Origin of the sequence: Castellaniella sp., from assembly GCF_034007085.1 — a bacterium.
Taxonomy (GTDB): domain Bacteria; phylum Pseudomonadota; class Gammaproteobacteria; order Burkholderiales; family Burkholderiaceae_B; genus Castellaniella.
This window is the reverse complement of the sequence record NZ_JAVERO010000001.1, coordinates 43,698-70,685: the sequence shown is the minus strand read 5'-3', so window position 1 is coordinate 70,685 and position 26,988 is coordinate 43,698. Positions and strand designations below refer to the sequence as shown.

The following is a 26,988-nucleotide window of genomic DNA, read 5'->3' as shown; positions in this document are numbered from 1 at the left end:
CGCATGCAGGCGGCGAGGTGGGGGGGCTGCGACAAATTGAGTCCAAGTCCCTGCGGACTCTTTCGTGCCTGCCGAATCCGAGCCGCATGCAGGCGGCGAGGTGGGGGCGACAAATTTGACAAAAAATGCACTCGTTGTCAAAATGCGCCGATGCCACCCAAATCAAGTTCTCAAGCCATGAATGCGCGACGCGCCAGAATCCTGGACGCGGCGCGCTGGTGCTTCCTGAATTTTGGCTTCGCGCGCACATCCCTGAGTGACATTGCCCAGCGTGCGGGGATTTCCAGAACATTGCTGTACCGCAGTTTCAAGAACAAGGAAGACCTGTTCATGCAGGTCTTTGAGGACTGGATGCTGTCGCGCCTGCCTTTGGCCATGGATGCGGTGCAAGCGCCCGGGGCACAGGGCAAGCGCCTGTTCGCGGTGTGTCAACGCGTGCTGCTGGAGCCCTGGTCCGACATGGAGGCCGCGCCCATGTCCAGCGAATTTCTGAATGTCTGCCAGGGACTGAGCCCCGAGGTCGCCAGCCAGCACCGGACCTGTTTGCTGGAATGCCTGGGCCAGGTGTTCGATGATCCGGAAGTCGCCCACGTGTTTCTGCTGGCCCTGGAAGGGCTGGTCGAGGACAAACCCCGGCTGGACGTGCTGGAAAAACGGGTGCGCATTCTCGTGGATCATTTCACGGCAGGCGCGGCATGAGCCCTGAATCTTATCCGCCATCTCGAACTGTCGGGCTTTTCCCCGTATACTTTTGGCTTTCCCGCAGGGCCGGCGATCCCGGATTCCTCGTTCGAGCGGGCGGCCATCCCTTGCTTCACCCAATCGAAAAACCAACGTTTCTGGAGCTTTTCTATGGCCTTTGATCGACTGACCGCCGGCCGAACCCTGTGGCCCCTGGCGCTGGCATCGCTGCTGGCGCTGGCGGCTTGCTCGGATGAACCGCAGCAGGGCATGGGGGGCATGAAAGTCCCAGTCAGTGTGGTCCAGGTCCAGCCCCAGCCTGCCGTGGTGCACACTGAATTGCCGGGCCGTGTCCAGGCCATCGAAGATGCCGAGATCCGTGCCCGGGTCAACGGCATTGTCCAATCCATCGATTTCGAGCAAGGCAGCACAGTCAAGGCCGGCCAGCTGCTGTTCACCATCGATCCGGCGCCGTACCGCGCGGCCAGGGATCAGGCCGCCGCACAATTGAAAAACGCCCAGGCTTCCGCGCATACCACGCGCCTGCTGGCGCAGCGCTACACGGCGCTCATCAAGCAGCATGCGGTCAGCCAGCAGGACTACGACAACGCCGTTGCCCAGTCGCGCCAGGCCGAAGCAGCCGTCGCTGCGGCCCAGGCCGCACTGGAAACGGCCAAGATCAATCTGGACTATACCCGGGTCACGTCGCCCATCGACGGCACCATCGGCAAAGCCCAAGTGACTGTGGGGGCGCTGGTCAGTGCCACATCAGCCACTTCGCTGGCGACCGTGCATCGCCTGGATCAGGTCTACGTGGACATTACCCAGCCGGTTGCCCAGATCGCAACACTGCGTCGCCAGATCGCCGACGGCATTGTCAAACCGGATGACAATGGCGATACCCAGGCCGAAGTGCTGCTGGACGGCGGCACAGTCTATCGCCATCCCGGCAAGTTGCTGTTTTCGGGCGTGGCCGTCGATCCAGGTACGGGGCAGGTGAATCTGCGTGCGCTGTTCCCCAACCCGGATCGGATCCTGCTGCCTGGCCTGTACGTGCGCGTGCGTCTGGTCCAGGGGGTGGATCCGCATGCGTTGGTGGTGCCGGAACAGGCCATTCAGCGCACCGCCGATGGCAACAACACGGTCGTCTTGATCAAGGACGGCAAGGCTGCCTTCACGCCGGTCCAGGCCGGGCCGCGTACCGACAAGGGCTACATCATTTACCAGGGTATCCAGGCGGGCGATCAGCTGATGGTCGAAGGCTTCCAAAAGGTCCGTCCCGGTGCGCCGGTGCAGCCCATGCCCTGGAAGGCCCAGGGCGATCCGGCGGAACAGGGCGCTACGCCGCCGTCCAGTGCCGATGGCCAGCCCAGTGCCGACAAGTCCGCCGATGATTCGTCGGCGGCCGGTCAGCCCGCTGCCGACCAGGCCCACTGATCCGGCTTCGGCCGCCCGATACCTCTCCGGATTCCTCGCGAGCTCTCATGCCACAGTTTTTCATCGAACGACCGATTTTTGCCTGGGTGGTGGCGTTGGCCATCGCCCTGGCCGGCATCATGGCCATCCCCAACATGGCCGTGTCGCAGTATCCCGATGTCGCGCCCCCCACGGTGAACATCCATGCCACCTATCCCGGTGCCTCGGCCTCCGAGGTATCCACCAGCGTGGCCAGTGTCATCGAAAACGAACTGAACGGGGCCAAGGGGCTGCTGTATTACGAATCGGTCAGTGATTCCAATGGCCAGGCTGACATCACCGTCACTTTTGCTCCAGGCACGGATCCCGATCTGGCCCAGGTGGACGTGCAGAACCGTCTGTCGAATGCGACGGCCAAGCTGCCGGCCGCCGTGACGCAGCAGGGCCTGAAGGTCAGCCAATCGAATTCCGGCTTTTTGATGGTGGTCACACTGTCGTCCAAGGACGGTTCCATTGACCAGTACTCTCTGGCCGACTACATCACGCGCAATATCCAGAACCCGATGTCACGGATCAAGGGGGTGGGTAAATTCCAGTTGTTTGCCGCCGGCCGGGCCATGCGGGTCTGGGTCGACCCCCAGAAACTGGTCAGCTATGGCCTGAGCATGTCCCAGGTCAGCAGCGCCCTGGCTGCCCAGAACATGGTGATCTCCGGGGGGCTCCTGGGCTCGCCACCGAATCCAGACACCCAGCGCACAGTCGCGCCACTGACCGTCAATGGGCAGCTCACCACGCCTGAAGAATTCGGCAATATCGTGCTGCGCGCCAATCTGGATGGTTCCACGGTGCGCATCCATGATGTGGCCCGGGTCGAACTGGGTTCGGACAACTATCAGTTCGGTGCGCGGCTGAACGGCAAGCCCACGGCCGCCTTTGCCCTGTCGTTGACGCCTTCGGCCAACGCGCTGGAAACCGCCAAGCTGGCCAAGGCCAAGATGGCCGAACTGTCCCAGTTCTTCCCCGATAACATCACCTACCGGATTCCCTACGACACTTCGCCCTACATCGATCTGTCGATCGAGCAGGTGGTCCACACCCTGTTCGAAGCCATGGTGCTGGTGTTCGTGGTGATGTTCGTGTTCCTGCAGAACGTGCGCTACACGCTCATCCCCGCGCTGGTGGTGCCGGTGGCGATGATGGGGGCTTTTACCGTGATGCTGGCCCTGGGGTTTTCCATCAACGTGCTGACCATGTTCGCCATGGTGCTGGCCATCGGGATCCTGGTGGATGACGCCATCGTGGTGGTGGAAAACGTCGAGCGCATCATGGCCGAGGAAGGCCTGTCACCCAAGGAAGCCACAAAAAAAGCGATGCCGCAGATCAGCGGCGCCATCGTCGGGATCACGCTGGTGCTGACCACGGTGTTCCTGCCGCTGGCCTTCATGTCCGGGTCTGTAGGGGTGATCTACCGCCAGTTTTCCGTGGCCATGGCCGTGTCCATCCTGTTTTCGGCATTGCTGGCGCTCAGCTTCACCCCGGCGCTGTGCGCCACCTTGCTCAAGCCCATCCCCAAGGGCCATCACGCATCCAAGGGCGGGTTTTTCGGCTGGTTCAACCGCGGCTTCAATCGAACCACGCATGGTTATACCCGCTGGGTGACCGGCAGCCTGAAACGCACCTTGCGCATGATGCTGGTGTTCGCCCTGCTGGTGGGGGTGATGGGCTGGATGTACGTGCGCCTGCCGACCTCGTTCCTGCCTGAAGAAGACCAGGGCTATGTGATCGCCAACATCGAACTGCCTTCGGGCGCTTCAACCAGCCGTACAGTGGAAATCATCCAGCAGGTTGAAAAATATTTCATGGCCCTGCCGCAGGTGGCCAATATCATTACTGTCCGGGGCTTCAGCTTCAACGGCAACGGCCTGAATGCCGCCATCGCCTTTGTGCCATTGAAAGATTTTTCCGAACGCAGGGGGCCAGGCGATTCGGCGCAGGCGATTTCCGGTACCGCCATGGGCAAGCTGCTGTTCGGCCTGCCGGATTCCATGGTGATTGCCATCACGCCGCCCGCCATTTCATCGCTGGGCAATGCCTCGGGTTTCGACCTCAGGCTGGAAGACCGAGGCGGCGTGGGCGGCGATGCCCTGCAGGCGGCTTCGCAACAGCTGCTGCAACTGGCCTCGCAAAGCCCCATCCTGACCGGCACGCGCATCACCGGCCTGAGCCCGGGACCGCAGCTGAAGGTCGAAATCGACCGCGACAAGGCGGCCGCCCTGGGCGTGGACTTTGCCGAAGCCGCCAACCTGATTTCCACGGCGATCGGTTCGTCCTATGTGGGCAAGTTCACCAACCAGGGCTGGGTGCAGAACATCTGGGTCCAGGCGGATCAGGATGCGCGCATGAATCCAGACGACATCCTGCGGCTCAATGCACGCAATGTGAATGGCGAGATGGTGCCGCTGTCCTCGTTCGTGTCCCTGGAATGGACCCGGGGGCCGGTCCAGGTCGTGCGCTACAACGGTTATGAGTCCATCCGGATTGGCGGCTCGGCGGCGCCGGGGTATTCCACTGGCCAGGCCATGGCCGAAATGGAGCGCCTGATCGCGCAGCTGCCCCCAGGGCTGGGTTATGAATGGACTGGCCTGTCCTATCAGGAAATCCAGGCGGGCAGCCAGTCCGTGATCCTGATGGGCCTGTCGATCCTGGTGGTGTTCATGGTGCTGGCAGCCCTGTACGAAAGCTGGGCCATTCCCTTGTCGGTGATGCTGGCCGTGCCCCTGGGCATGCTGGGCGCCGTGCTGCTCAGCAGCCTGATGGGCAAGGACAACGACGTATATTTCATGGTCGGGATGGTGACCGTGATCGGCCTGTCCGCGAAAAACGCCATCCTGATCGTGGAATTCGCCAAGGACCTGTATGCCAGTGGCGCCGGGTTGGCCGAATCGGCCATCGAGGCCGCGCGGCTGCGTTTCCGCCCGATCCTGATGACTTCCTTTGCCTTCATCCTGGGGGTGCTGCCCCTGGTCCTGGCCAACGGTGCGGGTGCGGCCAGCCAGAATGCCGTGGGCCTGGGCGTGCTGGGCGGGATGCTGGCGGCCACACCGCTGGCCGTGCTTTTCGTGCCAACCTTTTTCGTGGTGATTCTGAAATTGTTCAAGACCAAACCGAAATTGTTGGGCCACCAGGCGCCACACATCCCTACGGCAGGTGGATCCGGTCCGGGAGACCAGGCATGATGAATCGACGATTCCCCCTGCGCATTCTGGCTGTTTCCATGCTGGGACTGACGCTGGGCGCCTGCTCGCTGGCGCCCGCTTATCACCGGCCCGATACGCCGGTGCCCGATCGTTTTCCGCTGGCCGCTGCCGATGCCGGCCAGACCGCGACGCTGCCGGCCTGGCGGGATTTTTTCCGGGATCCCCGGCTGCAGGCCCTGATCGGGCTGGCGCTGAAAAACAACCGTGATCTGCGCATTGCCGTAGGCCGGGTCGAAGAGGCGCGCGCCCAATTCGGTATCGTGCAAAGTGAACGTGTGCCGACCATCGGTCTGCAGGGAACAGGGCAGGTCACCCGCATGCCAGCCGACATGCGCAATGGCGGCCCCGATGCCAAGTCCGTCAGCCGCAGCTACAGTGCGGGCGTGGGCATGACCGCCTTCGAACTGGACTTCTTCGGCCGGGTACGCAATCTCAGCGAAGCCGCCTACCAGTCCTACCTGTCCACTGACCAGGCGCGCCGCACCGTCCAGCTTGGACTGATCGCCCAGACCGCCGAGGCGTATTTTCGTCTGCGCTCGGCCCAGGTGATGCGCGACCTGATGGACCAGACCCTGGAAGCCCGCAAGGGCACGCTGGATCTGGTGCAATCGCGCTTTGACGTGGGTGTCGCTTCTGATCTGGATCTGGCCCAGGCCCAGGCCCAGTACGATACCGTGCGTGCCGATCGCATTGCCGCCGAGCGCGCCATGGCACAAGCCGGCAACGCCTTGCAGCTGATTCTGGGCATGCCGGTGCCCGACGATCTGCCCGAGCCCCTGCCGTTTGGTCGTGAACAGCTGCTGCCGTCCCTGCCCGCAGGGCTGCCGTCGCAATTGCTGGAACGCCGGCCCGATATCGTCGGCGCCGAGCACGATCTGCTGGCCGCCAATGCCCAGATCGGTGCTGCCCGGGCCGCTTTTTTCCCGCGCATCAGCCTGACGGGTCTGTTCGGTTTCGCCAGCCCTGAACTCGATGCCTTGTTCGGTGGCAGCCACCGCCATTGGCAGTTTTCACCTTTGATCCAGATGCCGTTGTTCTCGGGCGGGGTCAAGGGCAACCTGGATCTGGCCAAGGCGCGCAGCAATATCGCCGTGTCGGCCTATGAAAAAGCCATCCAGACCGCTTTCCGCGAGGTTGCCGACGGGCTGGCAGGCGAGGCGACCTACAGCCAGCAGCTCGATGCCTTGCGCGCGACCGAGGAATCCGCGCTCAGGACGCTCAAGCTTGCCCAGATCCGCTATGAAACCGGCGTGGACAGCTTTTTGCAGGTCCAGTCCGCGCAGGTTGCCCTGTACGGCGTGCAGCAGCAGTTCATCCAGCTGGGCACCGATGCACTGTTCAACCGGGTGGAACTGTACAAGTCACTGGGCGGTGGCTGGTCGGCCGATGACCTGCCGGAGGCATCCTGATGGAACTGGGCGTCAATATCGATCACGTCGCCACCCTGCGCCAGCAGCGCCTGACGACCTATCCCGATCCTCTGCAAGCGGCGCTGCGTGCCGAGGATGCCGGAGCGGATCTGATCACGCTGCACCTGCGCGAAGACCGGCGCCATATCCAGGATGCTGACGTGCGCGCCATTCGGCCGGCGCTGCGCACGCGCATGAACCTGGAATGCGCCATCACCCCGGAGATGCTGGCCATCGCCTGCGACATCCGTCCCCATGACGTCTGCCTGGTGCCCGAGAACCGGCGCGAACTGACCACGGAAGGTGGTCTGGATGTGCTGGGCCGCTATGACGAGGTGGCATCGGCGGTTGCGCGGCTGCATGACGCCGGCATCCGCGTGTCCCTGTTCATCGATCCCGAGGCTGATCAGATCGATGCTGCAGCGCGTGCAGGCGCCCGGGTGATCGAATTGCATACCGGCACGTATGCCGATGCGCCCGATGCCGCATCACGGGTCGCCCAGATGGAACGCCTGCGGGCCGCCATTGCGCTCGGCGTGGGCGAGGGGCTGCGGGTCAACGCCGGCCACGGCCTGCATTACGACAATGTCGAACCCATTGCCGCTTTGCCGGGTATCTCGGAACTGAACATCGGCCATGCTATCGTTGCTCAGGCCGTGTTCGACGGCTGGGAGCCGGCCATCCGGCGCATGAAGGCCCTGTTGATCCGGGCCTCCTGTCCCTAGCGTGCTGCCGGCGCTGGCAAACGCTGGCGCGCGCTCGGGAGATTTTGAAGCGAGGTTGTGTTTCCAATGAGCGATTTTTTTGATGTGGTGCTGAGCCGCCGCTCGATCAAGTTCGTCCAGGCCCCCGGCCCGACCGATGAGCAACTGGATCTGATTCTGAGTGCCGCCCTGCGTGCGCCCGACCACGGTGCAGTCAAGCCCTGGCGCTTTGTGCTGGTGCGCGGAGCCGATGTGCCCGCTCTGGTGGACGTGGGCGTCCAGGCCGGGATTGCCGCAGGCGAACCCTTGCCGCAACCCAAGGTGGACAATGCCCGCAAATGGCTGTCGAAAGTGCCGCTGGTGATTGCGCTGGGCTGCCGTCCGGATCCCACCGGCCGCATTCCTGAACACGAAAGCCTGCTGGCCGTGAGCGCAGCCGTCATGAACATGCTCAATGCGGCACATGCCCTGGGCTTTGGCGCCTTCTGGAGCACTGGCGTGGGCACCTACCTGGATGGGGTGGGCGAGGCGCTGGGCTTTGACCCCCTGGATGAACGTTTCATGGGCTATCTGGCGATAGGCACGCCGATCGATACGCCCGAGCCGATCGAGCGGCCAGACTGGCGCGACCATGTGTCGGAATGGCGGGTGCCTGCCTGATCGAAGTGTCGAGCTTATGACGAGACGAGAAATGAATCAGCGGATCATCGACTGCGATGTCGCCATCATCGGCGCCGGCTCGGCCGGCCTGCCGGCCTACCGGGAAGTCCTCAAGGCGGGCCTGAAGCCCCTGCTGATCGAAGGCGGGCCGCACGGCACCATGTGTGCCCGGGTGGGCTGCATGCCATCCAAGCTGCTGATCGCAGCAGCCCAGTCCGTGGCCGACATGCGCCATGCAGCCGGGTTTGGCATTCGGCTGGATGCCCCGCCTCGGGTCGATGGCGTGGCTGTGATGGATCGGGTGCGGCGCGAACGCGACCGTTTCGTCGGTTTCGTGGTCGAGGATGTGCAGGCAATGCCTCCGGAACACCGGCTGGACGCACCCGTCGAATTTCTGCGCGATGGCGTATTGCAGGCAGCGGATGGACGTGAAGTGCATGCGCGCCGCATCATCCTGGCCACGGGCACCCGGCCCAATGTGCCGGATGCGTATCGCCCGCTGGGGGACCTGGCCATCGTCAATGACGATGTATTCGATTGGCGTGACCTGCCGCGCAGCGTGCTGGTGGTCGGTTCCGGTGTGATTGGCGTCGAACTGGGCCTGGCGCTCGCGCGCCTGGGCGTACGGGTGCGGCTGCTGAACCGATCGGGCAGTTTCGCCCATTTGAGCGATCCTCTGGTGCGCGCGGCGGCCGTGGCCTTGCTGGCGCCGGAACTGTCCCTGGTCCAGAACGCCCGGGTCACGACGGTGCGCCGCGAAGGCGACCAGGCCGTGGTGGGCTGGTCGGCTGACGGCAGTCCGGAAACCGTGGAACGTTTCGACCACGTGCTGCTGACGGCAGGCCGCGATCCGGCACTGGAAGCACTCCATCTGGAACGCACCTCGATGCCGCTGGACGAGCACGGACGGCCGCATTTCGATCCGGCCACGCTGCAGGTCCATGGCCAGCCTGTGTTTATGGCGGGCGACGTCACGGGCCGCCATGCCATCCAGCACGAGGCATCCGACGATGGCCGTCTGGCCGGCCGCAATGCCGCCGCCTGGCCCGATGTACAGGCGTTGCCGCGCCGCGCGCCTCTGGCGATCGTGTTCAGTGATCCGCAGATCATGCAGGTGGGCGGCGGCCATGCTGCGCTGGGGGATCTGGAACCGGTCGCCATCGGCGCGGTCGATTGGACGCGCCAGGGCCGTTCACGCGTGATGCAGCGCAACCAGGGGCTGTTGCACGTCTACATGCGTAAATCCGACCAGCGTTTCCTGGGGGCGGAAATGGTGGGTCCAGATGCAGAACATGTCGCCCATTTGCTGGCCTGGGCCTTGCAGATGGAATTGACCGTGCCGGACATGCTGAGGCTGCCGTTCTACCATCCCACGATCGAAGAAGGCATCCGCACGGCGCTGCGCGACGCCGTGCGGCAAACGGCCTGACAGATCAGTGCAGCAGCGGTTTCACGGCGGTGAGCAGTTCTTCCTGGGATTCGCCGTCCGCTGCCAGCCAGACGGCCTTGCCTTGCTGATCGAAGGCATAGATGCCGCGGCTGTGGGCGACTTCATAGGGAGCGTCCGGGTTTTGAGGATCCGGGCGCTGGATCTGGTAGGCAACCCGATAGCGGCGCGCCAGCGCGGCGATGGATTTTTCATCGCCGGTCAGGCCGATGGCATGGGGGTCGAACTGATCCACATAGGCCTGCAGGATGTCCGGTGTGTCCCGGTGGGGATCCACACTGACGAACAGGATGCGCACCTGTTCGGCGGCAGGCCCCAGGGCCTCGGTCACCTGGGCCAGCTGCGCCATGGTGGTGGGGCAGATGTCAGGGCAACTGGCGTAGCCGAAGAACATCAATACTACCTTGCCGGAGAAGTCCTGCTGCGTGACGGTGACATCGCCCGCGCCTTTCAGGGTGAATTGCAGGTCCGGCAGAAAGCCGCGCACGGGGTGCACGGTAGCCAGCGCCAGGCCCATGCCGCCTGTCCACAGGGTCAGGGCGGCCAACAGATGTTGAAGCGTGCGTTTCACTGGGTTTCCTCCAGCCCGCTGTGTCGCAGCAGGGCATTGATGTCAGGGTCGCGGCCACGGAAGGCGCGAAAGGATTCCGCAGCCGGGCGCGAGCCCCCGACGGCGATGATCTCGTCCAGATAGCGGCGGCTGGTGGCCGGGTCGAATACATTGCGCGTGCCATCCGCGCCGGGCCGGGCGTTTTCCTCGAACGCTGCGAAGGCGTCAGCCGACAGGACTTCGGCCCATTTGTAGCTGTAGTAGCCAGCGCCATAGCCGCCCGCGAACAGATGCGAAAAGGCATGCGGGAAGCGATGCCAGGCAGGCGGAATCAGCAATGCGACTTCCTGGCGGACCTGGTCCAGGGTATCCAGGACCTGGCTGATCGACAGGCCGCTGGCCTGGGTGTGGATCAGCATGTCGAACAGGGCGAATTCGACCTGGCGCAGGGTCTGCAGGCCGCTTTGGAAGTTGCGGGCGGCCATCATCCGATCATACAGATCACGCGGCAAGGAAGCGCCGGTGTCCGCATGGCGGGTCAGGGATTGCAGCACGTCCCATTCCCAGCAGAAATTTTCCATGAACTGCGAGGGCAGTTCGATGGCATCCCATTCGACGGCTGCGAAGGCCGCTGCGCCGGGGTCGTCCACACGCGACAGCAGTGCGTGCATGGCGTGGCCGCTTTCGTGAAAGAGCGTGATCACGTCGTCATGCGACAGCAGCGCCTCGCGGCCATCCTGCGGCGTGGGGAAATTGCAGGTCAACCAGACCAGTGGAGTCTGCAGCCGTCCAGCATGCACGCGGCGGCTGCGTTCGCTGTCTACCCAGGCGCCGCCCTGTTTGCCGGTCCGGGCATACAGGTCCATGCCCAAACGGCCCAGTTCCCGGTCCTGGGCATCCAGGACCCGGTAGATGCGGGCATCGGCATGCCAGGTGGGGGCATCGGTGATTTCCAGGCGCACGCCGAACAGGGTGTGAATGACCTGGAACAGGCCATCCAGCACGCGGGATTCGGTGAAATAGGGACGCAGTTCTTCGTCGGAATAGGCGTAACGGCTTTCGCGCAGGCGTTCGGAGGCGTAGGCGATATCCCAGGGTTCCAGCGATTCCAGCTGCAGTTCGCGCGCGGCGAAGGCGCGCAGTTCGTCCAGGTCGCGCTGGGCGCTGGGGCGGGCCCGGGTGGCCAGTTCACGCAGAAAATCCAGCACTTGCCCGGCGCTGTCGGCCATGCGGGTTTCCAGGCGCAGGCTGGCAAAGTCGGCGTGGCCCAGCAGGGCGGCTTCTTCGGCCCGCAGCGCCAGCAAGGTTTCAATGGATTCGGAATTGTCGAATGCTGGATCGCCCTGGTCCGAGGCGCGGGTGGCGTGGGCGCGGTACAGAGTCTGGCGCAGTTCCCGATCCCTGGCATGCTGCATGACCGGCAGGTAGCAGGGCATGTGCAGGGTTAGTTTCCAGCCAGACTCACCGGCCGACCGGGCGGCCTGGGCGGCCGCCGCAAGGACATCGGGCGGCAGGCCTTCGAGGCGGCTTTCATCAGTGATCAGCAAGGACCAGTGGTCCGTGGCATCCAGCACGTTTTCCGAGAATTTCTGGGACACCTGGGCCTGCAGATCGGCGTTGCGCGCATAGGTTTCGCGTGCGGTGCCTTGCAGTTCGACACCGCTGAGACGGAAATCGCGCAGGGCCAGTTCGACGATGCGTCGACGGGTCGGCGACAGGGCTTCGAAGGCCGGACTGGCCGCCAGCGCCCGGTAGCGCTCATACAGGCCGCGATGCAGGCCGACCCAGGTGAAAAATTCACTTATCAGGGGCAGGCAGGCGTTGTAGGCGGCGCGCAGGTCCGGCGTGTTGACCACACTGTTCAGGTGGCCGGCAATGGCCCAGGCGCGATGCAGGCGTTCGGAGGGGTCTTCGATGACCTCGACCAGATTGTCCCAGTCAGGTGGATCGGTGCAGGCAGCGGCCGCCTCGATGGCGGCGCGTGAAGCATCGATCAGTTCACGCACGGCAGGCTCGATGTGTTCGGGCCGGACGGCGCCGTAGTCCACGAATGCCTCGGCCGGGACGAGGAGGGGGTTGCCGGCGGTGCGGATACTGTTCATGCAGGGGCAGGTGGGGGCTGCGCCCCCGTTTTCAAGTCCGAGGATCAGGCCTGGAGCGTGCGTTCAGCGGCTTCAATGGTGTTGACCAGCAGCATGGCGATGGTCATGGGGCCCACGCCGCCGGGCACGGGGGTGATCGCGGAAGCGACCGCCGCAGCCGAATCGAAATCCACATCGCCGACGAGTCTGCCCGATTCGAGCCGATTGATGCCCACGTCGATCACGACGGCGCCAGGCTTGACCATGTCGCCTGTGACGATGCCGGGCCGGCCCGTGGCCACGACCAGCACATCCGCCCGGCGGGTCTGGGCGCCCAGATCGCGGGTCTTGGAATTGCACAGCGTCACGGTCGCCCCCGCCGCCAGCAGCAGCATGGCCATGGGCTTGCCGACGATGTTGCTGGCGCCCACGATCACGGCTTCGGCGCCGCGCAATGGGACCTGTTCGGATTCCAGCATTTTCATCACGCCGTAGGGCGTGCAGGGGCGAAACAGCGGCCGGCCGGTCATCAGCAGGCCGGCATTGCTGACGTGAAAACCATCCACGTCCTTGGCTGCGCTGATGGTTTCGATGACCAGGCCGGTATCGATGTGACCGGGCAGGGGCAGCTGCACCAGGATCCCGTGGATAGCCGGGTCGGCATTGAGCGTTTCGATCATGTCCAGCAGTTCACCCTCGGGGGTGTCGGCCCCCAGCGGGATGACGCGTGAATACATGCCGGCGGCCTCGCAGGCGGCGGCCTTGTTGCGCACGTAGACCTGGGAAGCCGGATCCTCGCCGACCAGGACCACGGCCAGTCCCGGTGTGATGCCTTGGGCCTTGAGCGTCCGGACCCGTTCGGCGACCTGGCTGCGTACCTGGGCGGACAGGGCTTTTCCGTCGATGATGCGGGCGCTCATGTCAGGCCTCCTCGGTGCGGGTCAGGGCGATCTTCATCAGATCGGCCACGGTGGTGACTTCGAGTTTTTCCATGATGTTGGCGCGGTGGGCCTCGACGGTCTTGATGCTGATGTTCAGATCGCCGGCGATCTGTTTGTTCAGGCGGCCGGCCACGATGCGTTCCAGCACCTGTTGTTCGCGCGCCGTCAGCCGGCCCAGCACAGCCTGTTGATCGCGTTGGGCATGGGCTTCGCGCACGCGTTCGCGGGCCTGTTCCAGCATGGTGGCCACCAGCGCCCGCAGGTCGGCTTCGTTGAAAGGCTTTTCCAGAAAATCGACGGCGCCTTTTTTCATGGTGGAAACCGCCATCGGTACGTCGCCGTGGCCGGTGATGAAGACGATGGGCAAGGGGGCCTTGCGGGCAATCAGGGTTTCCTGCAGTTCCAGGCCGCTCATGCCGGGCATGCGGATGTCCGCGATCAGCACGCCGACCTGTTCTGGATCATAGGCGGCGAGGAATTCCTCGGCGCCGGCAAAGCTGCGCACGGTGTAGCCATTGGCTTCGAGCAGCCAGCGCAGGGAATCGCGGACCGCCTCGTCATCGTCGACGATGTAGATGGTGCTGGGGGTTTGGGTGTCGCTCATGCGTGCTGTTCCTCCGTGATTTCTGTGGACTGGGGCCGCGGCGGGGCTTTGGGCAGGGTGAAGCGGAAGATCGTTCCGCCTTCGGGGTTGGCGCTGGCCCACAGGCGTCCGTGGTGCGACTCGATGATGGTGCGGCAGATGTTCAGGCCCATGCCCAGCCCTTCGGATTTGGTGCTGTAGAAAGGCTCGAACAGTCGTTCGGGGTTGCGCAGGCCATGGCCCCGGTCGATGACGGCGATCTCGATCTGGGATTGCTGATCGGTGATCCGGACGTGCAGGCTGCGGCATTCGCTGTGTTCCATGGCCTCGACACCGTTTTTCAGCAGATTCAGCAGCACCTGTTCGATCAGAATCGGGTCTGCCAGGACATCGGGCATCGGGTCGGGCAGGTTCTGGACGATTTCGATGCGGCGCTTGCGGGCATCGATGTCGGCAAAACTGACGGCATTTTCGACGATCCGGCCCAGGTTCACGGCCTGGCGGCGAGGTTCGCTGCGTTTCACGAATTCGCGGATGCGGCTGATGATCTTGCCGGCGCGTTCGGCCTGCTGCGCCGCCTTTTCGAGCGCCTGCAGCAGGGATTCTGTCGGCGCCTTGCCCGATTTGAGCATGGCCACAGCCGCCATATTGTAATTGCTGATGGCCGTCAGCGGCTGGTTCAGTTCGTGCGCCAGGGACGAGGCCATTTCCCCCATGGTGGTCAGGCGGCTGGTGAGCTGGGCCTTTTCCTGCTGGATGCGGGATTCTTCTTCGTGTTTGCGGCGTTCGGTGATGTCGCGCGCCACCTGCAGGCGCACGCGCCGGGAATCGGTCCAGGCCAGCATCCGGTGGTGGACTTCGAACCAGCGCTGGGCTGTGGCCGAGAACAGTTCCATGGTTTCGTCGGTGAAGCGGCCCAGCCGTCCGCCCAGCAGTTCTGCATGGCCGCCGGCCTGGGCGCCAAACAGGCGGCGGTAGGTACGGTTGGCAAACAGCAGTTCCAGGCCTTCGGGCGTATCGGCCACGACGGAAATCGCGTCATCCAGCCCTTCGAGTACCGTCATGAAGCGCTCGTGCGCGGCTGTCAGGGCCTCGCGGATGCGTTTGGGCTCGGTGATGTCGGTCATGGAGGTCATCCAGCCGATCTGTTCACCCTGGGGGTCGCGCAGGGGCGAGACATACATGCGCGCGGTAAAGCGTGAACCATCGCGCCGCTGCGCCTCGATTTCCAGGCCGCTGCTGGGAGTGCGGCCCGACAGCAGCTGCGCCAGGGTTTCGCGGTGATGGTCGTGGCGGCCCGGCAGCCAGTAGGGGAAAGGGGCAGTGCGGCCGATCAGATCGGCCTCGTTCCAGCCGATCATGCGACAGAAGGCGGGATTGACGTAGGCAATGCGCCCCTGCATGTCGAACACGCGCATGCCCGTGGACATGGAATTTTCCATGGCGCGGCGAAATCCTGTTTCGGCGATCAGAGCGGCCTCGGCCTGGGTGCGGAAACGGGTATACCGCCACAGCGCCAGCAGGCTGAATACAATCACCAGGGACAGGGCGAACACCACCATCATCAGGCGTTGCTGGCGCGTTTCCTGGTCGATGGTGACGAACATCACACTGTCGCTCTGCAGGCGCTGCAGCCAGATGAAGGCGCCCATGACGCACAAATAGAGCACGAGCACGACCGCCGGCGTCAGCCAGTACAGACGGCGACTGTGACGGGCATGCTCGTAGAACGTCGTCGGAATCAGGGATGTGCGGTTCGGGGTGGCCATGGACGTGTGAAGTGAGCGATGGCGCCATTTTAGACGCGAAAACCCCATTCAATTTTTCACATAATAAAAATACATATCATCTGATGAAATTTTGCTTGTGCTGGGGCAGGCTCTTTCCTAGAATGGCTGCAAGCGTCGGCTCCCGGAATGCAGATGCACCCGGAACTGTGGTTGCGGTGCTGCCGGCGCCTTTCCCCATGAATCACCGTCAGGCCGGCTCAAGCCAAGAACGCCTCCCCCGGGGCGGCAGGTCGAAGGCGCAACGGGGGGATTTTTCATCAGGCTGGCGCGATGTGTGGTCGCGTCATCGAACCACACCACAGGAGACACACCTCATGTCCTCTCTTGACCAAGTCCACGCGGCTGCGGCGGATATCGATCAGCAGGAAACCCAGGAATGGATCGATGCGCTGGAGGCGGTGCTTGACCGCGAAGGCGCGGAACGAGCCCATTACCTGATCGAACGCCTGATCGACCTGGCCCGCCGCAGCGGCGCACACATTCCCTATTCGCTGAACACGGCATACGTCAACACGATCCCCCCAGGGCTGGAGCCCGCCCATCCGGGCAATATGGTGCTGGAAGAGCGCATCCGATCGTATATCCGCTGGAACGCCATGGCCATGGTAGTCAAGGCCAACCGGGTCGAGCCCGCCGACGGCGGCAGCCTGGGCGGCCACATTGCGTCCTTCGCATCGCTGGCGACCATGATCGAGTGTGGCCAGAACCATTTCTGGCACGCCGAATCGCCCGATCATGGCGGCGACCTGGTGTATTTCCAGGGCCATTCATCCCCGGGCATGTATGCCCGCGCCTTCCTCGAAGGCCGCCTGACCGAGGAAAACCTGAATTATTTCCGCCAGGAAGTCGGCGGCAAGGGCAAGGGCCTGTCTTCTTATCCGCACCCGAAACTGATGCCCAATTTCTGGCAGTTCTCGACGGTGTCGATGGGTCTGGGCCCCATGCTGGCCATCTATCAGGCCCGTTTCCTGAAATATCTGCATGCCCGGGGGCTGGCCGATACGTCCCAGCGCAAGGTCTGGGTCTTTGTCGGTGATGGCGAAGTCGATGAACCCGATACCCTGGCGGCCATTGGTCTGGCTTCGCGCGAAAAGCTCGACAACCTGATCTTCATCGTCAACTGCAACCTGCAGCGCCTGGACGGCCCGGTGCGCGGCAACGGCAAGATCATCCAGGAACTCGAGGGCGCTTTCCGCGGCAATGGCTGGAATGTGCTCAAGCTGATCTGGGGGGGCTACTGGGATCCCTTGCTCGCGCGTGACAAGGAAGGCATTTTGCGCCGCATCATGGAAGAGACCGTGGACGGCGAATACCAGGCCTACAAGGCCAATGATGGCAAGTTCGTGCGCGAGAAATTCTTCGGCAAGCACCCGAAGCTGCTGGAAATGGTCAGCCGCATGAGCGACGAGGACGTCTGGCGCCTGAATCGCGGCGGCCACGACCCGCACAAGGTCTACGCGGCGTTCGCGGCGGCGGCCAGCCACAAGGGCCAGCCTTCGGTCATTCTGGCCAAGACCATCAAGGGCTATGGCATGGGCCACGCCGGCCAGGCCAAGAATCCCACCCATCAGCAAAAGAAACTGGACGTCGATTCGGTGCGCGAATTCCGCGACCGATTCAATATCCCCATCCCCGACGACAAGCTCGATGAGATTCCGTTTTTCAAGCCGGCGGACGATTCGCCGGAAATGAAATACCTGCACGAGCACCGCAAGGCGCTGGGCGGCTACCTGCCGCGCCGGCGCGCCAAGGCCGATCAGTCGCTGCCGGTGCCGCCGCTGGATGCCTTCAAGGCCGTGCTCGAACCCACCGCCGAAGGGCGGGAAATCTCCACGACCCAGGCGTTCGTGCGCGTGCTGAACCAGATTCTGCGCGACAAGGACCTGGCGCCGCGGGTGGTGCCCATCCTCGTGGACGAATCGCGCACGTTCGGCATGGAAGGCCTGTTTCGCCAGATCGGCATCTACGCCCCCGAAGGCCAGAAATACGTGCCTGTGGACAAGGGGCAGGTGATGTACTACCGCGAAGCGGAAAACGGCCAGCTCCTGCAGGAAGGCATCAATGAGGCCGGCGGTTTCAGCTCGTGGGTTGCGGCGGCGACGTCCTATTCCGTCAGCAACTGCATCATGATCCCGTTCTTCATCTACTACTCGATGTTCGGGTTCCAGCGTTTCGGCGATCATGCCTGGGCGGCGGGCGACATGCTGGCGCGCGGTTTCGTGCTGGGTGGCACGGCCGGGCGCACCACCCTGAACGGCGAAGGGCTGCAGCACGAAGACGGCCACAGTCATATCCAGGCTTCCCTGATTCCCAATTGCGTGGCCTACGACCCGGCCTTTGCCCACGAGGTTGCCGTCATCATTCGCAGCGGCCTGCAGCGCATGATGCATGACCAGGAAGACGTGTTCTTCTACATCACGGTCATGAACGAGAACTACGCCCAGCCGGGCCTGAGGGCGGGCGACGAGGAAGGCATCCTGAAGGGGATGTACAAGCTGCAGTCCAGCGCCAAGCCTGCCAAGAAACACGTCCAGCTGATGGGGTCGGGCACGATTCTGCGCGAAGTGCTGGCCGCCCAGGCACTGCTGGAAAAGGACTGGGGCGTGACCTCGGACGTCTGGAGCGTGACCAGTTTCTCGGAATTGCGCCGCAATGGCCTGGACGTCGAGCGCCACAATCTGTTGCATCCGACCGAGCCGGTCCAGGAAGCGTATGTGACGCGCCAGCTCAAGGATACCCAGGGGCCGATCATCGTCTCCACGGACTACATCAAGGCCTATGGCGACATGATCCGCCCGTTCGTGCCCAAGGGGCGTTCCCTCAAGGTCTTGGGAACCGATGGCTTTGGCCGTTCGGATTTCCGCTCCGAACTGCGCAAGCATTTCGAGATCGATCGCCATTTCGTGGTCCTGGCCGCTTTGCGCAGCCTGGCCGACGAAGGCGCCATCGATATCAAGCAATGCGCCGAGGCGATTGCCAAATATGGCATCGACCCCGAAAAGGCCAATCCGCATTACGCCTGAGGAGGACACAGGACATGAGCACTATCGTGGAAATCAAGGTCCCCGACATCGGCGATTTCGATGCGGTCGAGGTCATCGAGATCCTGGTGGCCGTGGGCGATACCATCCAGGCCGAACAGAGCCTGATCACGGTCGAATCCGACAAGGCCTCCATGGAAATCCCCGCTTCGCAGGGCGGGGTGGTCAAGGAAATCCTGGTCAAACTGGGTGACAAGGTGGGCGAGGGCGCGGTCATCCTGAAAATCGAGGCCTCGGATGCCGCGACGGTTCCGCCTGCGGCGGCCACCGCGCCTGCATCAGCTGCCGCAGCGGCGCAAGCCGTCCAGGCCGAAGTTTCCCCTGCCGCGCCTGCGGCGCCGGTCGCTGCAGGGGGTACGCAAGCCGTGGTCGTGCCCGACATCGGTGATTTCGATGCGGTCGAAGTCATCGAGATCCTGGTGGCCGTGGGCGATACCATCCAGGCCGAACAGAGCCTGATCACGGTCGAATCCGACAAGGCCTCCATGGAAATCCCCGCCCCGGTCGGCGGGGTGGTCAAGGAAATCCTCGTCAAATTGGGCGACAAGGTCTCGCAGGGCACGGAAATCCTGGTAGTGGAAACCACGGGCGGCGCAGCCCAGGCCCCGGTGCTCGCTGCGGCACCGGAAACCTCTGCTACACCGGCACCGGAAACCTTGGCTGCGCCGGTGGCCCCGTCGCCCGCGCCAGCCATGGCATCCAGCGCGCCGGAACGGACGTCTCCGACGGCCTCGTTTGCCGAGGCCGAGGTCCCGCTGCGCAATTTGCCGCATGCATCGCCTTCGGTGCGGCGGTTCGCCCGGGAATTGGGCGTCAATCTGACCCAGGTGACGGGCAGCGGTCCCAAGAATCGCATTACGGCCGACGATGTGCGTGCCTACGTCAAGCAGGCCCTGGCTACCGGTGGCGTCAGCCCCGTGGGTTCGACGGTGCCGGCAGGCAGCGGCTTCAGCGTGCTTGGCTGGCCCAAGGTCGATTTCGCCAAGTTCGGCGCAATCCAGACCAGGCCGTTGTCGCGCATCAAGAAAATTTCCGGCGCCAATCTGCACCGCAATTGGGTCATGATCCCGCACGTGACCAATAACGACGTGGCGGACATCACCGAACTGGAAGCCTTGCGTCAGCAGTTGAACGCGGAAAACAAGCAATCCGGCGCCAAGGTCACCATGCTGGCCTTCCTGATCAAGGCGGTGGTCGCCGCATTGAAAAAATTCCCTGAATTCAATGCCTCGCTGGACGGCGACAATCTGGTGCTCAAGCAGTATTTCCATATCGGCTTCGCAGCCGATACGCCCAACGGACTGGTGGTGCCGGTGATCCGGGATGCCGACAGGAAAGGCGTGCTGGCATTGGCGGCAGAAACCGCCGAACTGGCCAGTCTGGCGCGCGCAGGCAAGCTCTCGCCGTCGCAGATGCAGGGGGGCTGCTTTTCGATCTCGTCCCTGGGCGGGATCGGCGGCACGGACTTCACGCCCATCATCAACGCGCCCGAGGTGGCCATCCTGGGCGTGTCGCGTTCGACCATGCAACCGGTCTGGGATGGACAGGCCTTTCAGCCGCGCCTGATGCTGCCGCTGTCGCTGTCCTACGACCATCGCGTGATCGACGGGGCGGCGGCCGCGCGTTTCAACGCCTATCTGGCTGGTCTGCTGGCGGACTTCCGCCGCATCATCCTGTAAGGGGGACGGCATGAATCTCATCGATCTGAATGTCCCCGACATCGGCGATTTTGATGCGGTCGAAGTCATCGAGATCCTGGTGGCCGTGGGCGATGCCATCCAGGCCGAACAGAGCCTGATCACGGTCGAGTCCGACAAGGCCTCCATGGAAATCCCGGCCGAGCAGGGTGGGGTGGTCAAGGAAATCCTCGTCAAGCTGGGCGATAAAGTTTCCCAGGGGGTACCCATCGTCCGCATCGAGGCATCCGAGGGGGAGGCTGCGGTCCAGCCTGCTCCCGGCGCGGCAGCCGCAGCGCCTGCGCCGGCCGCCTCCCAGACTGCGCCGGCCCCAGCCCCCGCGCAGTTCTCCGGCGCTGCCGACAGCGAATATGACGTCCTGGTGCTGGGGGCAGGGCCTGGTGGCTATTCAGCCGCTTTCCGCGCCGCCGACCTGGGCCTGAAGGTCGTCCTGGTGGAACGCTACGCCACCTTGGGTGGGGTCTGCCTGAACGTGGGCTGCATCCCCTCCAAGGCGCTGCTGCACACCGTCGGCGTGCTGGAAGAAGCTCAATCGCTGGCGGCCCACGGCATCGCTTTTGGCAAGCCGGCGATCGATCTGGACAAGCTGCGCGGCTACAAGGATTCGGTGGTGGGCAAGCTGACCGGCGGCCTGGCGGGCATGGCCAAGGCCCGCAAGGTCACGGTCATCCAGGGTGTGGGCGCCTTTGCCGACCCGCATCATCTGACGGTAGCCAAGGCCGATGGCAGTCAGGTGACGGTCAAATTCGCGGCAGCCATCATCGCGGCCGGCAGCCAGTCGGTGAAACTGCCGTTCCTGCCGGACGATCCGCGCATCGTCGATTCCACGGGGGCGCTGGCCCTGAAATCCGTGCCTGAACGCATGTTGATCATCGGCGGCGGCATCATCGGCCTGGAAATGGGCACGGTCTATTCCGCGCTGGGCGCCCGCCTGGATGTGGTCGAAATGCTGCCTACCCTGATGACTGGCGCCGACCGCGATCTGGTCAAGGTCTGGGACAAGATGAATGCCAGGCGTTTCGATCACGTCATGCTCAAAACCCGGACTGTTGCCGCCGAAGCCCGGGACGACGGCATCTGGGTCACCTTCGAAGGCGAAGCCGCGCCCAAGGACCCTCAGCGCTATGATCTGGTGCTGCAGGCCGTGGGTCGTGCACCCAACGGCAAGCAGATCGGTGCCGAGAACGCCGGTGTGGCCGTGTCCGACCGGGGCTTCATTGCCGTGGACAAGCAGATGCGCACCAATGTGCCGCATATCTACGCCATCGGCGACATCGTCGGCCAGCCCATGCTGGCGCACAAGGCGGTTCACGAGGCGCACGTGGCCGCCGAAGCCATCGCCGGCCACAAGTCCTTCTTCGATGCGCGCGTGATCCCCTCGGTGGCCTATACCGACCCTGAAGTGGCCTGGGTCGGCGTGACCGAGGAGGCCGCCAGAAACGACGGCATCACTCTCAAAAAGGGGCTGTTTCCGTGGCAGGCTTCGGGTCGAGCCATTGCCAATGGCCGCGATGAAGGCTTTACCAAGCTGCTGTTCGATGCGCAAACCGGCCGGATCCTGGGCGGTGGGATCGTGGGCACCCATGCGGGCGACCTGATCGGGGAAATTGCCCTGGCCATCGAAATGGGTGCGGATTCCGTGGACATCGGCAAGACCATCCACCCGCATCCGACCCTGGGCGAATCGATCGGCATGGCCGCCGAGGTCGCCGATGGTCATTGCACGGACGTGCCCCCCGCGCGAAAGAAATAAACGCCCCATGCTGCGTGGTCTGCGGGCGGCACGTGACCGCCTTGTGGACAACAGGTTTGCCCGGCGTATTCCCTGACGGCAGGTGCTAATATCGGCACCTGCCGTTGTTGATTGCCGAAGTCCACTCATGTCCCTTTCCGCTCCTGCCCCGGGCGCCGCGCTGGCCGACTGGCTGGCCTATCTCGAAACCCTGCATCCCAAGGCCATCGATCTGGGCCTGGACCGCATTCGCGCCGTGGCCCAGCGCCTGGCTCTGTCCCTGGATTGCACCAAGATCACGGTGGCGGGCACCAATGGCAAGGGGTCCACCTGCGCCATGCTGGAATCCATGCTGCTTGCAGCGGGCTACAAGGTCGGCAAGTACACATCGCCCCATTTGTTGCGTTTCAACGAACGCATCCGCGTCAATGGCGAGGATGCTTCCGATGAAGCGATCGTGGCGCAGTTCGAGCGCATCCAATCGGTCCTGGGGCAGACGACCTTGACCTATTTCGAGATGAGCACGCTGGCCGCTTTGCTGCTGTTCCAGGCCAGTCAGCTGGACGTCGTGGTTCTGGAAGTCGGCCTGGGCGGCCGGCTGGATGCGGTCAACCTGATCGATACCGACTGCGCGATCCTGACCAGTGTCGATCTGGACCATATGCAGTACCTGGGGGATACCCGCGAGGCCATCGGTCTGGAAAAGGCTCATGTCTTCCGGGCAGGCAAGCCCGCTATCTGCGCCGATCCGGTCCCGCCGCAAAGCGTGATCGACCATGCTGCTGCGATCGGCGCCGATTTATGGCGTGTCGGGGTCGATTTCAATTATTCCGGCGACCGTCAGCAATGGGCCTACGGCGGTCGCACGCAACGTCGCAATGCACTGGGCTATCCCGCCCTGCGAGGCGCCAATCAGCTGTTGAATGCCTCGGCGGCCCTGGCGGCCCTGGAAGCCCTGCGCGACCATCTGGTGGTCACCCAGCAGGATGTGCGCCAGGGGCTGCTGCATGTCAGTCTGCCTGGGCGAATGCAGATCCTGCCGGGCCTGCCGGCCACCATCCTGGATGTGGGGCACAATCCGCACGCCATCTCGGCATTGGGTCAGAATCTGGACAGCATGGGCCATTACCCGCACACCTATGCGGTGGTCGGCATGTTGAACGACAAGGACATCGAGGCCACGCTGTCGCGTCTGGCGCAGCGAGTCGATCGCTGGCTGTGCGCCACACTGAGCGGGCCGCGCGGCACCAGCGCCCAGGAACTGGCGGCCATCGTGCGTCGCATCAGCGGCAGCCGGACACCGCCGGATTCCTTCATCGCGCACAGTCAAGAGATCACGCGGCCTACTACTGCGCACAAGCCTGGCGTGCGGCCTGCGCCCCGGCCGGCCATCGCTGCCCGGGACGTTCAGGTTTCAACTTTTGACAGTCCGGAACAAGCCTTTGCCGAGGCCCGTAGACTGGCTGGCGACAATGATAGAATTCTCGTGTTTGGATCGTTTGCCACGGTCGGCCCTGTGCTTGACGTGCTGCGCCGCGAAGGCCGGGATGTCCTGTCCTGATCGGGCCGGAAGGCCGATCCGCCACTTTTGATGGGTTGGCTGCACGATGTTTTTTCGCAAGGGAACCGAAACCGGACAACGCGCCCCGGCGCGATCCACGGGAACCGAAGCCCAGCTCCGTGAACTGCGCGTGAAAGCCCGCCGGCGTCTGATCGGCGCACTGGCGCTGGTGTTGACGGCGTTCATCATCGTGCCCTGGCTGTTCGACGAACCCGTCCCTGATGATGCCCACGCCCCGATCGTGGTGCCAGCGCCGGTGGCTGGCTTGCCGCCGGCCACCGACCCCCCCGCCATGCAGCCAGACGCTTCGGGCGGCGCTGCCCAGGATCCGGTTCCTTCAGCGCCTGCTGTCGGTGCCAGCCCTGCGGTTCCCCCCGCTGCGCCGGACCAGCCCCCGGCGCCAGCGATTGCGGCGGCCCCCGAACCCGCACCCGCCGAACCTGCACCAGCTCCCCCCGAGCCGACGCGCGAAAAACCGGTCGCAGACGCTCGCAAGGCTGCTGATCGGCCCGGCACAGAAAAACCCGCCGCCGCTCGGGCGCCGGTCGAACGCACCGACGATGGTTCTGTCGCCCTGGCCCTGCTGGCTGGCAAGACACCGCCTGCGGCCAGTTCCGGGTCGCGCGCCGCCACTGGGGGCCGCTATTATCTGCAGGTTGCCGCCTACACAACTGAACAGGATGCCCAGGCACGGCGCGACAGTCTGCGCCAAGCCGGCGTCACTGATGCGTACGTCGAACGCGGCCAATCCAACGGCCGCACGGTCTACCGGCTGCGCGTGGGCCCCTTCGGCTCTCACGAAGCCGCCCAGGCAGCCCAGGCCCGACTCCGGGCCCTGGGCTACCAGAACGGCCTGATCTCCGGCAAGTGACCAGTTTCGATTACTTCGTCCTGGCCGTGGTAGTTGTCTCGACCTTGATCGGCCTGTTGCGCGGCTTCCTGCGCGAAGTCCTGTCACTGATCGCCTATATTGCCGCTTTTGTCGCTGCCATCTGGTGGGGACCGGGCGCATCGGACTGGTTGACGGGATTGGTCGACAATGGCCTGCTGCGCGCCCTGGCGGCCTATGGGGCAGTCTTCATCCTGGCCTTGCTGGTGGTCGGCCTGTTGAACATGGCGCTGGGCGCACTGGTGGATCGCACCGGCCTGACGCCAGCCGATCACGGTCTGGGCGCACTGTTTGGCGCCGTGCGCGGCATGGTGCTCGTCCTGGCCCTGGTGGGGCTGGCAGGCTACACTCAGCTTCCCCAGGAACCCTGGTGGCAGAACGCCCGTACATCGGCAGCGGCTGTCCGGGGTTTCCAGCAAGTCAAATCACTGTTGCCGATCCAGGTGGCAGAACTGCTTCCCTATTAGCCGGAATTCATTCTTATGTGCGGAATCGTGGGTGTGATGGGGCGCGGCCCCGTCAATCAACTGATCTATGACAGCCTGCTGCTGCTGCAGCACCGGGGCCAGGATGCGGCCGGCATCGCCACCGCGCATGATCAGTTCTTCAGCATGCACAAGGCCCACGGCCTGGTGCGCGATGTGTTTCGCACGCGCAACATGCGTGCGCTGCCTGGCAACAGCGGTGTCGGACAGGTACGCTACCCCACGGCGGGTTCCAGCGCCAGCGTGGACGAAGCCCAGCCCTTTTACGTGAACGCACCGTTCGGCATCACCTTTGTGCACAATGGCAACCTGACCAACTGGCGCGAACTGCGCGAATCCCTGTTCAAGCACGATCGGCGTCATATCAACACCAATTCCGATTCCGAGGTCCTGCTCAACGTCTTCGCCCACGAACTGCAGCAGGCGTCCAACGGCGTAACGCTGGATGCCAACGCGGTGTTCCAGGCGGTGCGTGCGGTGCATCGGCGCGCCAAGGGCGCCTATGCGGTCATTGCCAACATCAGCAGCTTCGGCCTGGTGGCGTTCCGCGATCCGCACGGCATCCGGCCCCTGTGCCTGGGTCGCCATGATACGGAATCCGGGCCTGAATGGATGCTGGCCTCTGAATCCGTGGCCCTGACCGGCAGCGGTTTTTCGCTGGTACGCGACATCGCCCCCGGCGAGGCCATCGTCATCACGGAAGACGGCGAATTCAGCGCCGAGGCCTGTGCGGACTCAGGGCTGGAACATACGCCCTGTGTCTTTGAATACGTCTATTTCGCCCGGCCGGATTCCCTGATGGACGGGGTGTCGATCTACGATGCGCGCCTGCACATGGGTGAATATCTGGCGGACAAGGTCGCCAAATCCCTGCGCCTGGGCGATGTGGACGTCGTCATGCCGATCCCCGATTCCTCGCGGCCTTCGGCCATGCAGCTGGCCGCGCGCCTGGGCCTGAACTATCGCGAAGGGTTCATCAAGAACCGTTACGTCGGCCGCACCTTCATCATGCCCGGCCAGGCCGTGCGCAAGAAATCCGTGCGCCAGAAACTCAGCGCCATCGACATGGAATTCCGCGGCAAGAATGTGCTGCTGGTCGATGATTCCATCGTGCGTGGCACCACCAGCCGCGAAATCGTCGATATGGCCCGGGCCGCGGGGGCGCACAAGGTCTTCTTTGCCTCGGCGGCGCCTGCCGTCCGCTATCCGAACGTCTATGGCATCGACATGCCGACCCAGGCGGAACTGATCGCCACCGGGCGCGACGAGGCCCAGATCGCCCGCGAAATCGGTGCCGATGGCCTCGTCTACCAGGATCTGGATGACCTGGAACAATCCCTGCGCGACCTGAATCCCGCCCTGCGATCATTTGAGTCATCCTGCTTCAATGGGCGCTACGTCACCGGTGACATCGATGCCGCCTACCTGGAACGCCTGAGCCGCACCCGGGGCCTGCCACAGCGCTCCGGCGCCATGGCGGCCGCGATCGACGAAGGCTGAATTTCCCTGCGCTTCGCCTTGCGGGGAACTTTGCTCGACGGGCAGCCGATCGATCTAACGGGACGTTGATCGGCGTTCCGGCGCAGTCCAGGCTGCACGCAATGCGGCCAGCGCCAGCACGGCGCACAGGACGAACAGCGCCAGGCTCCACAAGGCATATTCCACCCCCAGCAGATTGACGCGGGCGTTCATGCAACTGGCGTAGATGCCGAACAGCCAGGGCAGGGCGGCATCCAGACCCGATGCCGAAATGAAACGATCGGCGAAGGTCTGCGCGCAAGACAGCATCTGCGAGGCGACGCTGTGCTGGTACCAGGCGACGGCGATGCCGCATACCGCCAGGGCTGCGGCCGTGATTGCACCGGCGCGGCGCGCGACGGGCGATTTCCAGCCCATGCTCGCCAGGCTGCAGACGGCTGCGATGGCCAGCAGGATGAGCCGCTGCAGCACGCACCAGGCGCAGGGCGGCATGCCGAACGCATGTTGCGAAATCAGGGCGAAGCCCACGGCAGCCAGGCACAGCAGGCCGATGAGGCGCAGAAGACGGTCGGATCGTGTCAGCGT

20 protein-coding genes are annotated in these 26,988 nt (G+C 64.0%); 14 read left to right on the top strand and 6 right to left on the bottom strand.

Going from position 1 to position 26,988, the window contains the following annotated elements; all coding sequences use genetic code 11:
• Positions 1-177: 177 nt before the first annotated feature.
• From RBR29_RS00350 to RBR29_RS00320, 7 genes are all read left to right on the top strand, one after another.
• Positions 178-699, top strand: a complete 522-nt coding sequence (locus tag RBR29_RS00350; protein WP_320346100.1) for a TetR/AcrR family transcriptional regulator — start codon at positions 178-180, stop codon at positions 697-699.
• Positions 700-852: 153 nt separating this feature from the next.
• Positions 853-2,118: an efflux RND transporter periplasmic adaptor subunit gene (locus RBR29_RS00345; RefSeq protein ID WP_320346098.1), complete on the top strand. Its 1,266-nt coding sequence runs from the start codon at positions 853-855 to the stop codon at positions 2,116-2,118.
• Positions 2,119-2,165: 47 nt separating this feature from the next.
• Entirely contained in the window at positions 2,166-5,333 is a 3,168-nt protein-coding gene (locus RBR29_RS00340; protein ID WP_320346096.1) for an efflux RND transporter permease subunit, read from the top strand.
• Entirely contained in the window at positions 5,330-6,763 is a 1,434-nt protein-coding gene (locus tag RBR29_RS00335) for an efflux transporter outer membrane subunit (protein ID WP_320346094.1), read from the top strand. Before RBR29_RS00340 ends, RBR29_RS00335 begins: the two co-directional genes overlap by 4 nt.
• The gene (gene pdxJ, locus RBR29_RS00330) at positions 6,760-7,488 is read left to right on the top strand and encodes a pyridoxine 5'-phosphate synthase (protein WP_320346111.1); all 729 of its coding nucleotides are present in this window, start codon (positions 6,760-6,762) and stop codon (positions 7,486-7,488) included. The genes RBR29_RS00335 and pdxJ overlap by 4 nt, the downstream gene beginning before the upstream one ends.
• Positions 7,489-7,554: 66 nt before the next feature.
• Positions 7,555-8,127: a nitroreductase gene (locus RBR29_RS00325; RefSeq protein ID WP_320346092.1), complete on the top strand. Its 573-nt coding sequence runs from the start codon at positions 7,555-7,557 to the stop codon at positions 8,125-8,127.
• 31 nt (positions 8,128-8,158) lie between these two features.
• Complete coding sequence (locus RBR29_RS00320; protein ID WP_320346090.1) at positions 8,159-9,556, top strand: dihydrolipoyl dehydrogenase; 1,398 nt, start codon at positions 8,159-8,161, stop codon at positions 9,554-9,556.
• A 4-nt stretch (positions 9,557-9,560) separates the two neighbouring features.
• On the opposite strand, the gene RBR29_RS00315 is transcribed toward RBR29_RS00320, so the two are convergent.
• Genes RBR29_RS00315 through RBR29_RS00295 form a run of 5 tightly spaced genes read right to left on the bottom strand, consistent with a single transcriptional unit; the run spans position 9,561 to position 15,498 of the window.
• Positions 9,561-10,091, bottom strand: coding sequence for an SCO family protein (locus RBR29_RS00315; protein ID WP_320346108.1), 531 nt, complete (start codon positions 10,089-10,091; stop codon positions 9,561-9,563).
• Positions 10,092-10,141: 50 nt separating this feature from the next.
• A complete protein-coding gene (locus tag RBR29_RS00310) occupies positions 10,142-12,226 on the bottom strand; it encodes a M3 family metallopeptidase (RefSeq protein WP_320346088.1) in 2,085 nt (694 codons plus the stop codon).
• A 44-nt stretch (positions 12,227-12,270) separates the two neighbouring features.
• A complete protein-coding gene (gene folD, locus RBR29_RS00305; RefSeq protein ID WP_320346086.1) occupies positions 12,271-13,125 on the bottom strand; it encodes a bifunctional methylenetetrahydrofolate dehydrogenase/methenyltetrahydrofolate cyclohydrolase FolD in 855 nt (284 codons plus the stop codon).
• Position 13,126: 1 nt separating this feature from the next.
• A complete protein-coding gene (locus RBR29_RS00300; protein ID WP_320346084.1) occupies positions 13,127-13,750 on the bottom strand; it encodes a response regulator transcription factor in 624 nt (207 codons plus the stop codon).
• Positions 13,747-15,498 carry a PAS domain S-box protein gene (locus RBR29_RS00295; RefSeq protein WP_320346082.1) on the bottom strand — a complete coding sequence of 584 codons (1,752 nt, stop codon included), beginning with the start codon at positions 15,496-15,498 and terminating at the stop codon, positions 13,747-13,749. Before RBR29_RS00295 ends, RBR29_RS00300 begins: the two co-directional genes overlap by 4 nt.
• Positions 15,499-15,833: 335 nt before the next feature.
• Here RBR29_RS00295 and aceE point away from each other — a divergent pair, with 335 nt between their 5' ends.
• The 7 genes from aceE to purF all read left to right on the top strand — a co-directional run bounded on the left by aceE (position 15,834) and on the right by purF (position 26,424).
• Complete coding sequence (gene aceE, locus RBR29_RS00290; protein ID WP_320346080.1) at positions 15,834-18,542, top strand: pyruvate dehydrogenase (acetyl-transferring), homodimeric type; 2,709 nt, start codon at positions 15,834-15,836, stop codon at positions 18,540-18,542.
• A gap of 14 nt (positions 18,543-18,556) precedes the next feature.
• Entirely contained in the window at positions 18,557-20,239 is a 1,683-nt protein-coding gene (gene aceF, locus RBR29_RS00285) for a dihydrolipoyllysine-residue acetyltransferase (RefSeq protein ID WP_320346078.1), read from the top strand.
• A 10-nt stretch (positions 20,240-20,249) separates the two neighbouring features.
• Positions 20,250-22,010 carry a dihydrolipoyl dehydrogenase gene (gene lpdA / locus RBR29_RS00280; RefSeq protein WP_320346076.1) on the top strand — a complete coding sequence of 587 codons (1,761 nt, stop codon included), beginning with the start codon at positions 20,250-20,252 and terminating at the stop codon, positions 22,008-22,010.
• 127 nt (positions 22,011-22,137) lie between these two features.
• The gene (gene folC / locus RBR29_RS00275) at positions 22,138-23,550 is read left to right on the top strand and encodes a bifunctional tetrahydrofolate synthase/dihydrofolate synthase (protein ID WP_320346074.1); all 1,413 of its coding nucleotides are present in this window, start codon (positions 22,138-22,140) and stop codon (positions 23,548-23,550) included.
• 46 nt (positions 23,551-23,596) lie between these two features.
• Positions 23,597-24,421 carry an SPOR domain-containing protein gene (locus RBR29_RS00270; protein ID WP_320346072.1) on the top strand — a complete coding sequence of 275 codons (825 nt, stop codon included), beginning with the start codon at positions 23,597-23,599 and terminating at the stop codon, positions 24,419-24,421.
• Positions 24,418-24,906 carry a CvpA family protein gene (locus RBR29_RS00265; RefSeq protein WP_320346070.1) on the top strand — a complete coding sequence of 163 codons (489 nt, stop codon included), beginning with the start codon at positions 24,418-24,420 and terminating at the stop codon, positions 24,904-24,906. Before RBR29_RS00270 ends, RBR29_RS00265 begins: the two co-directional genes overlap by 4 nt.
• 15 nt (positions 24,907-24,921) lie before the next feature.
• Positions 24,922-26,424: an amidophosphoribosyltransferase gene (gene purF, locus RBR29_RS00260; protein WP_320346068.1), complete on the top strand. Its 1,503-nt coding sequence runs from the start codon at positions 24,922-24,924 to the stop codon at positions 26,422-26,424.
• Between the two features lie 54 nt (positions 26,425-26,478).
• Here the strand turns inward: purF and RBR29_RS00255 are convergent, their stop codons facing one another.
• Entirely contained in the window at positions 26,479-26,985 is a 507-nt protein-coding gene (locus RBR29_RS00255) for a disulfide bond formation protein B (RefSeq protein WP_320346106.1), read from the bottom strand.
• Positions 26,986-26,988 lie beyond the last annotated feature (3 nt).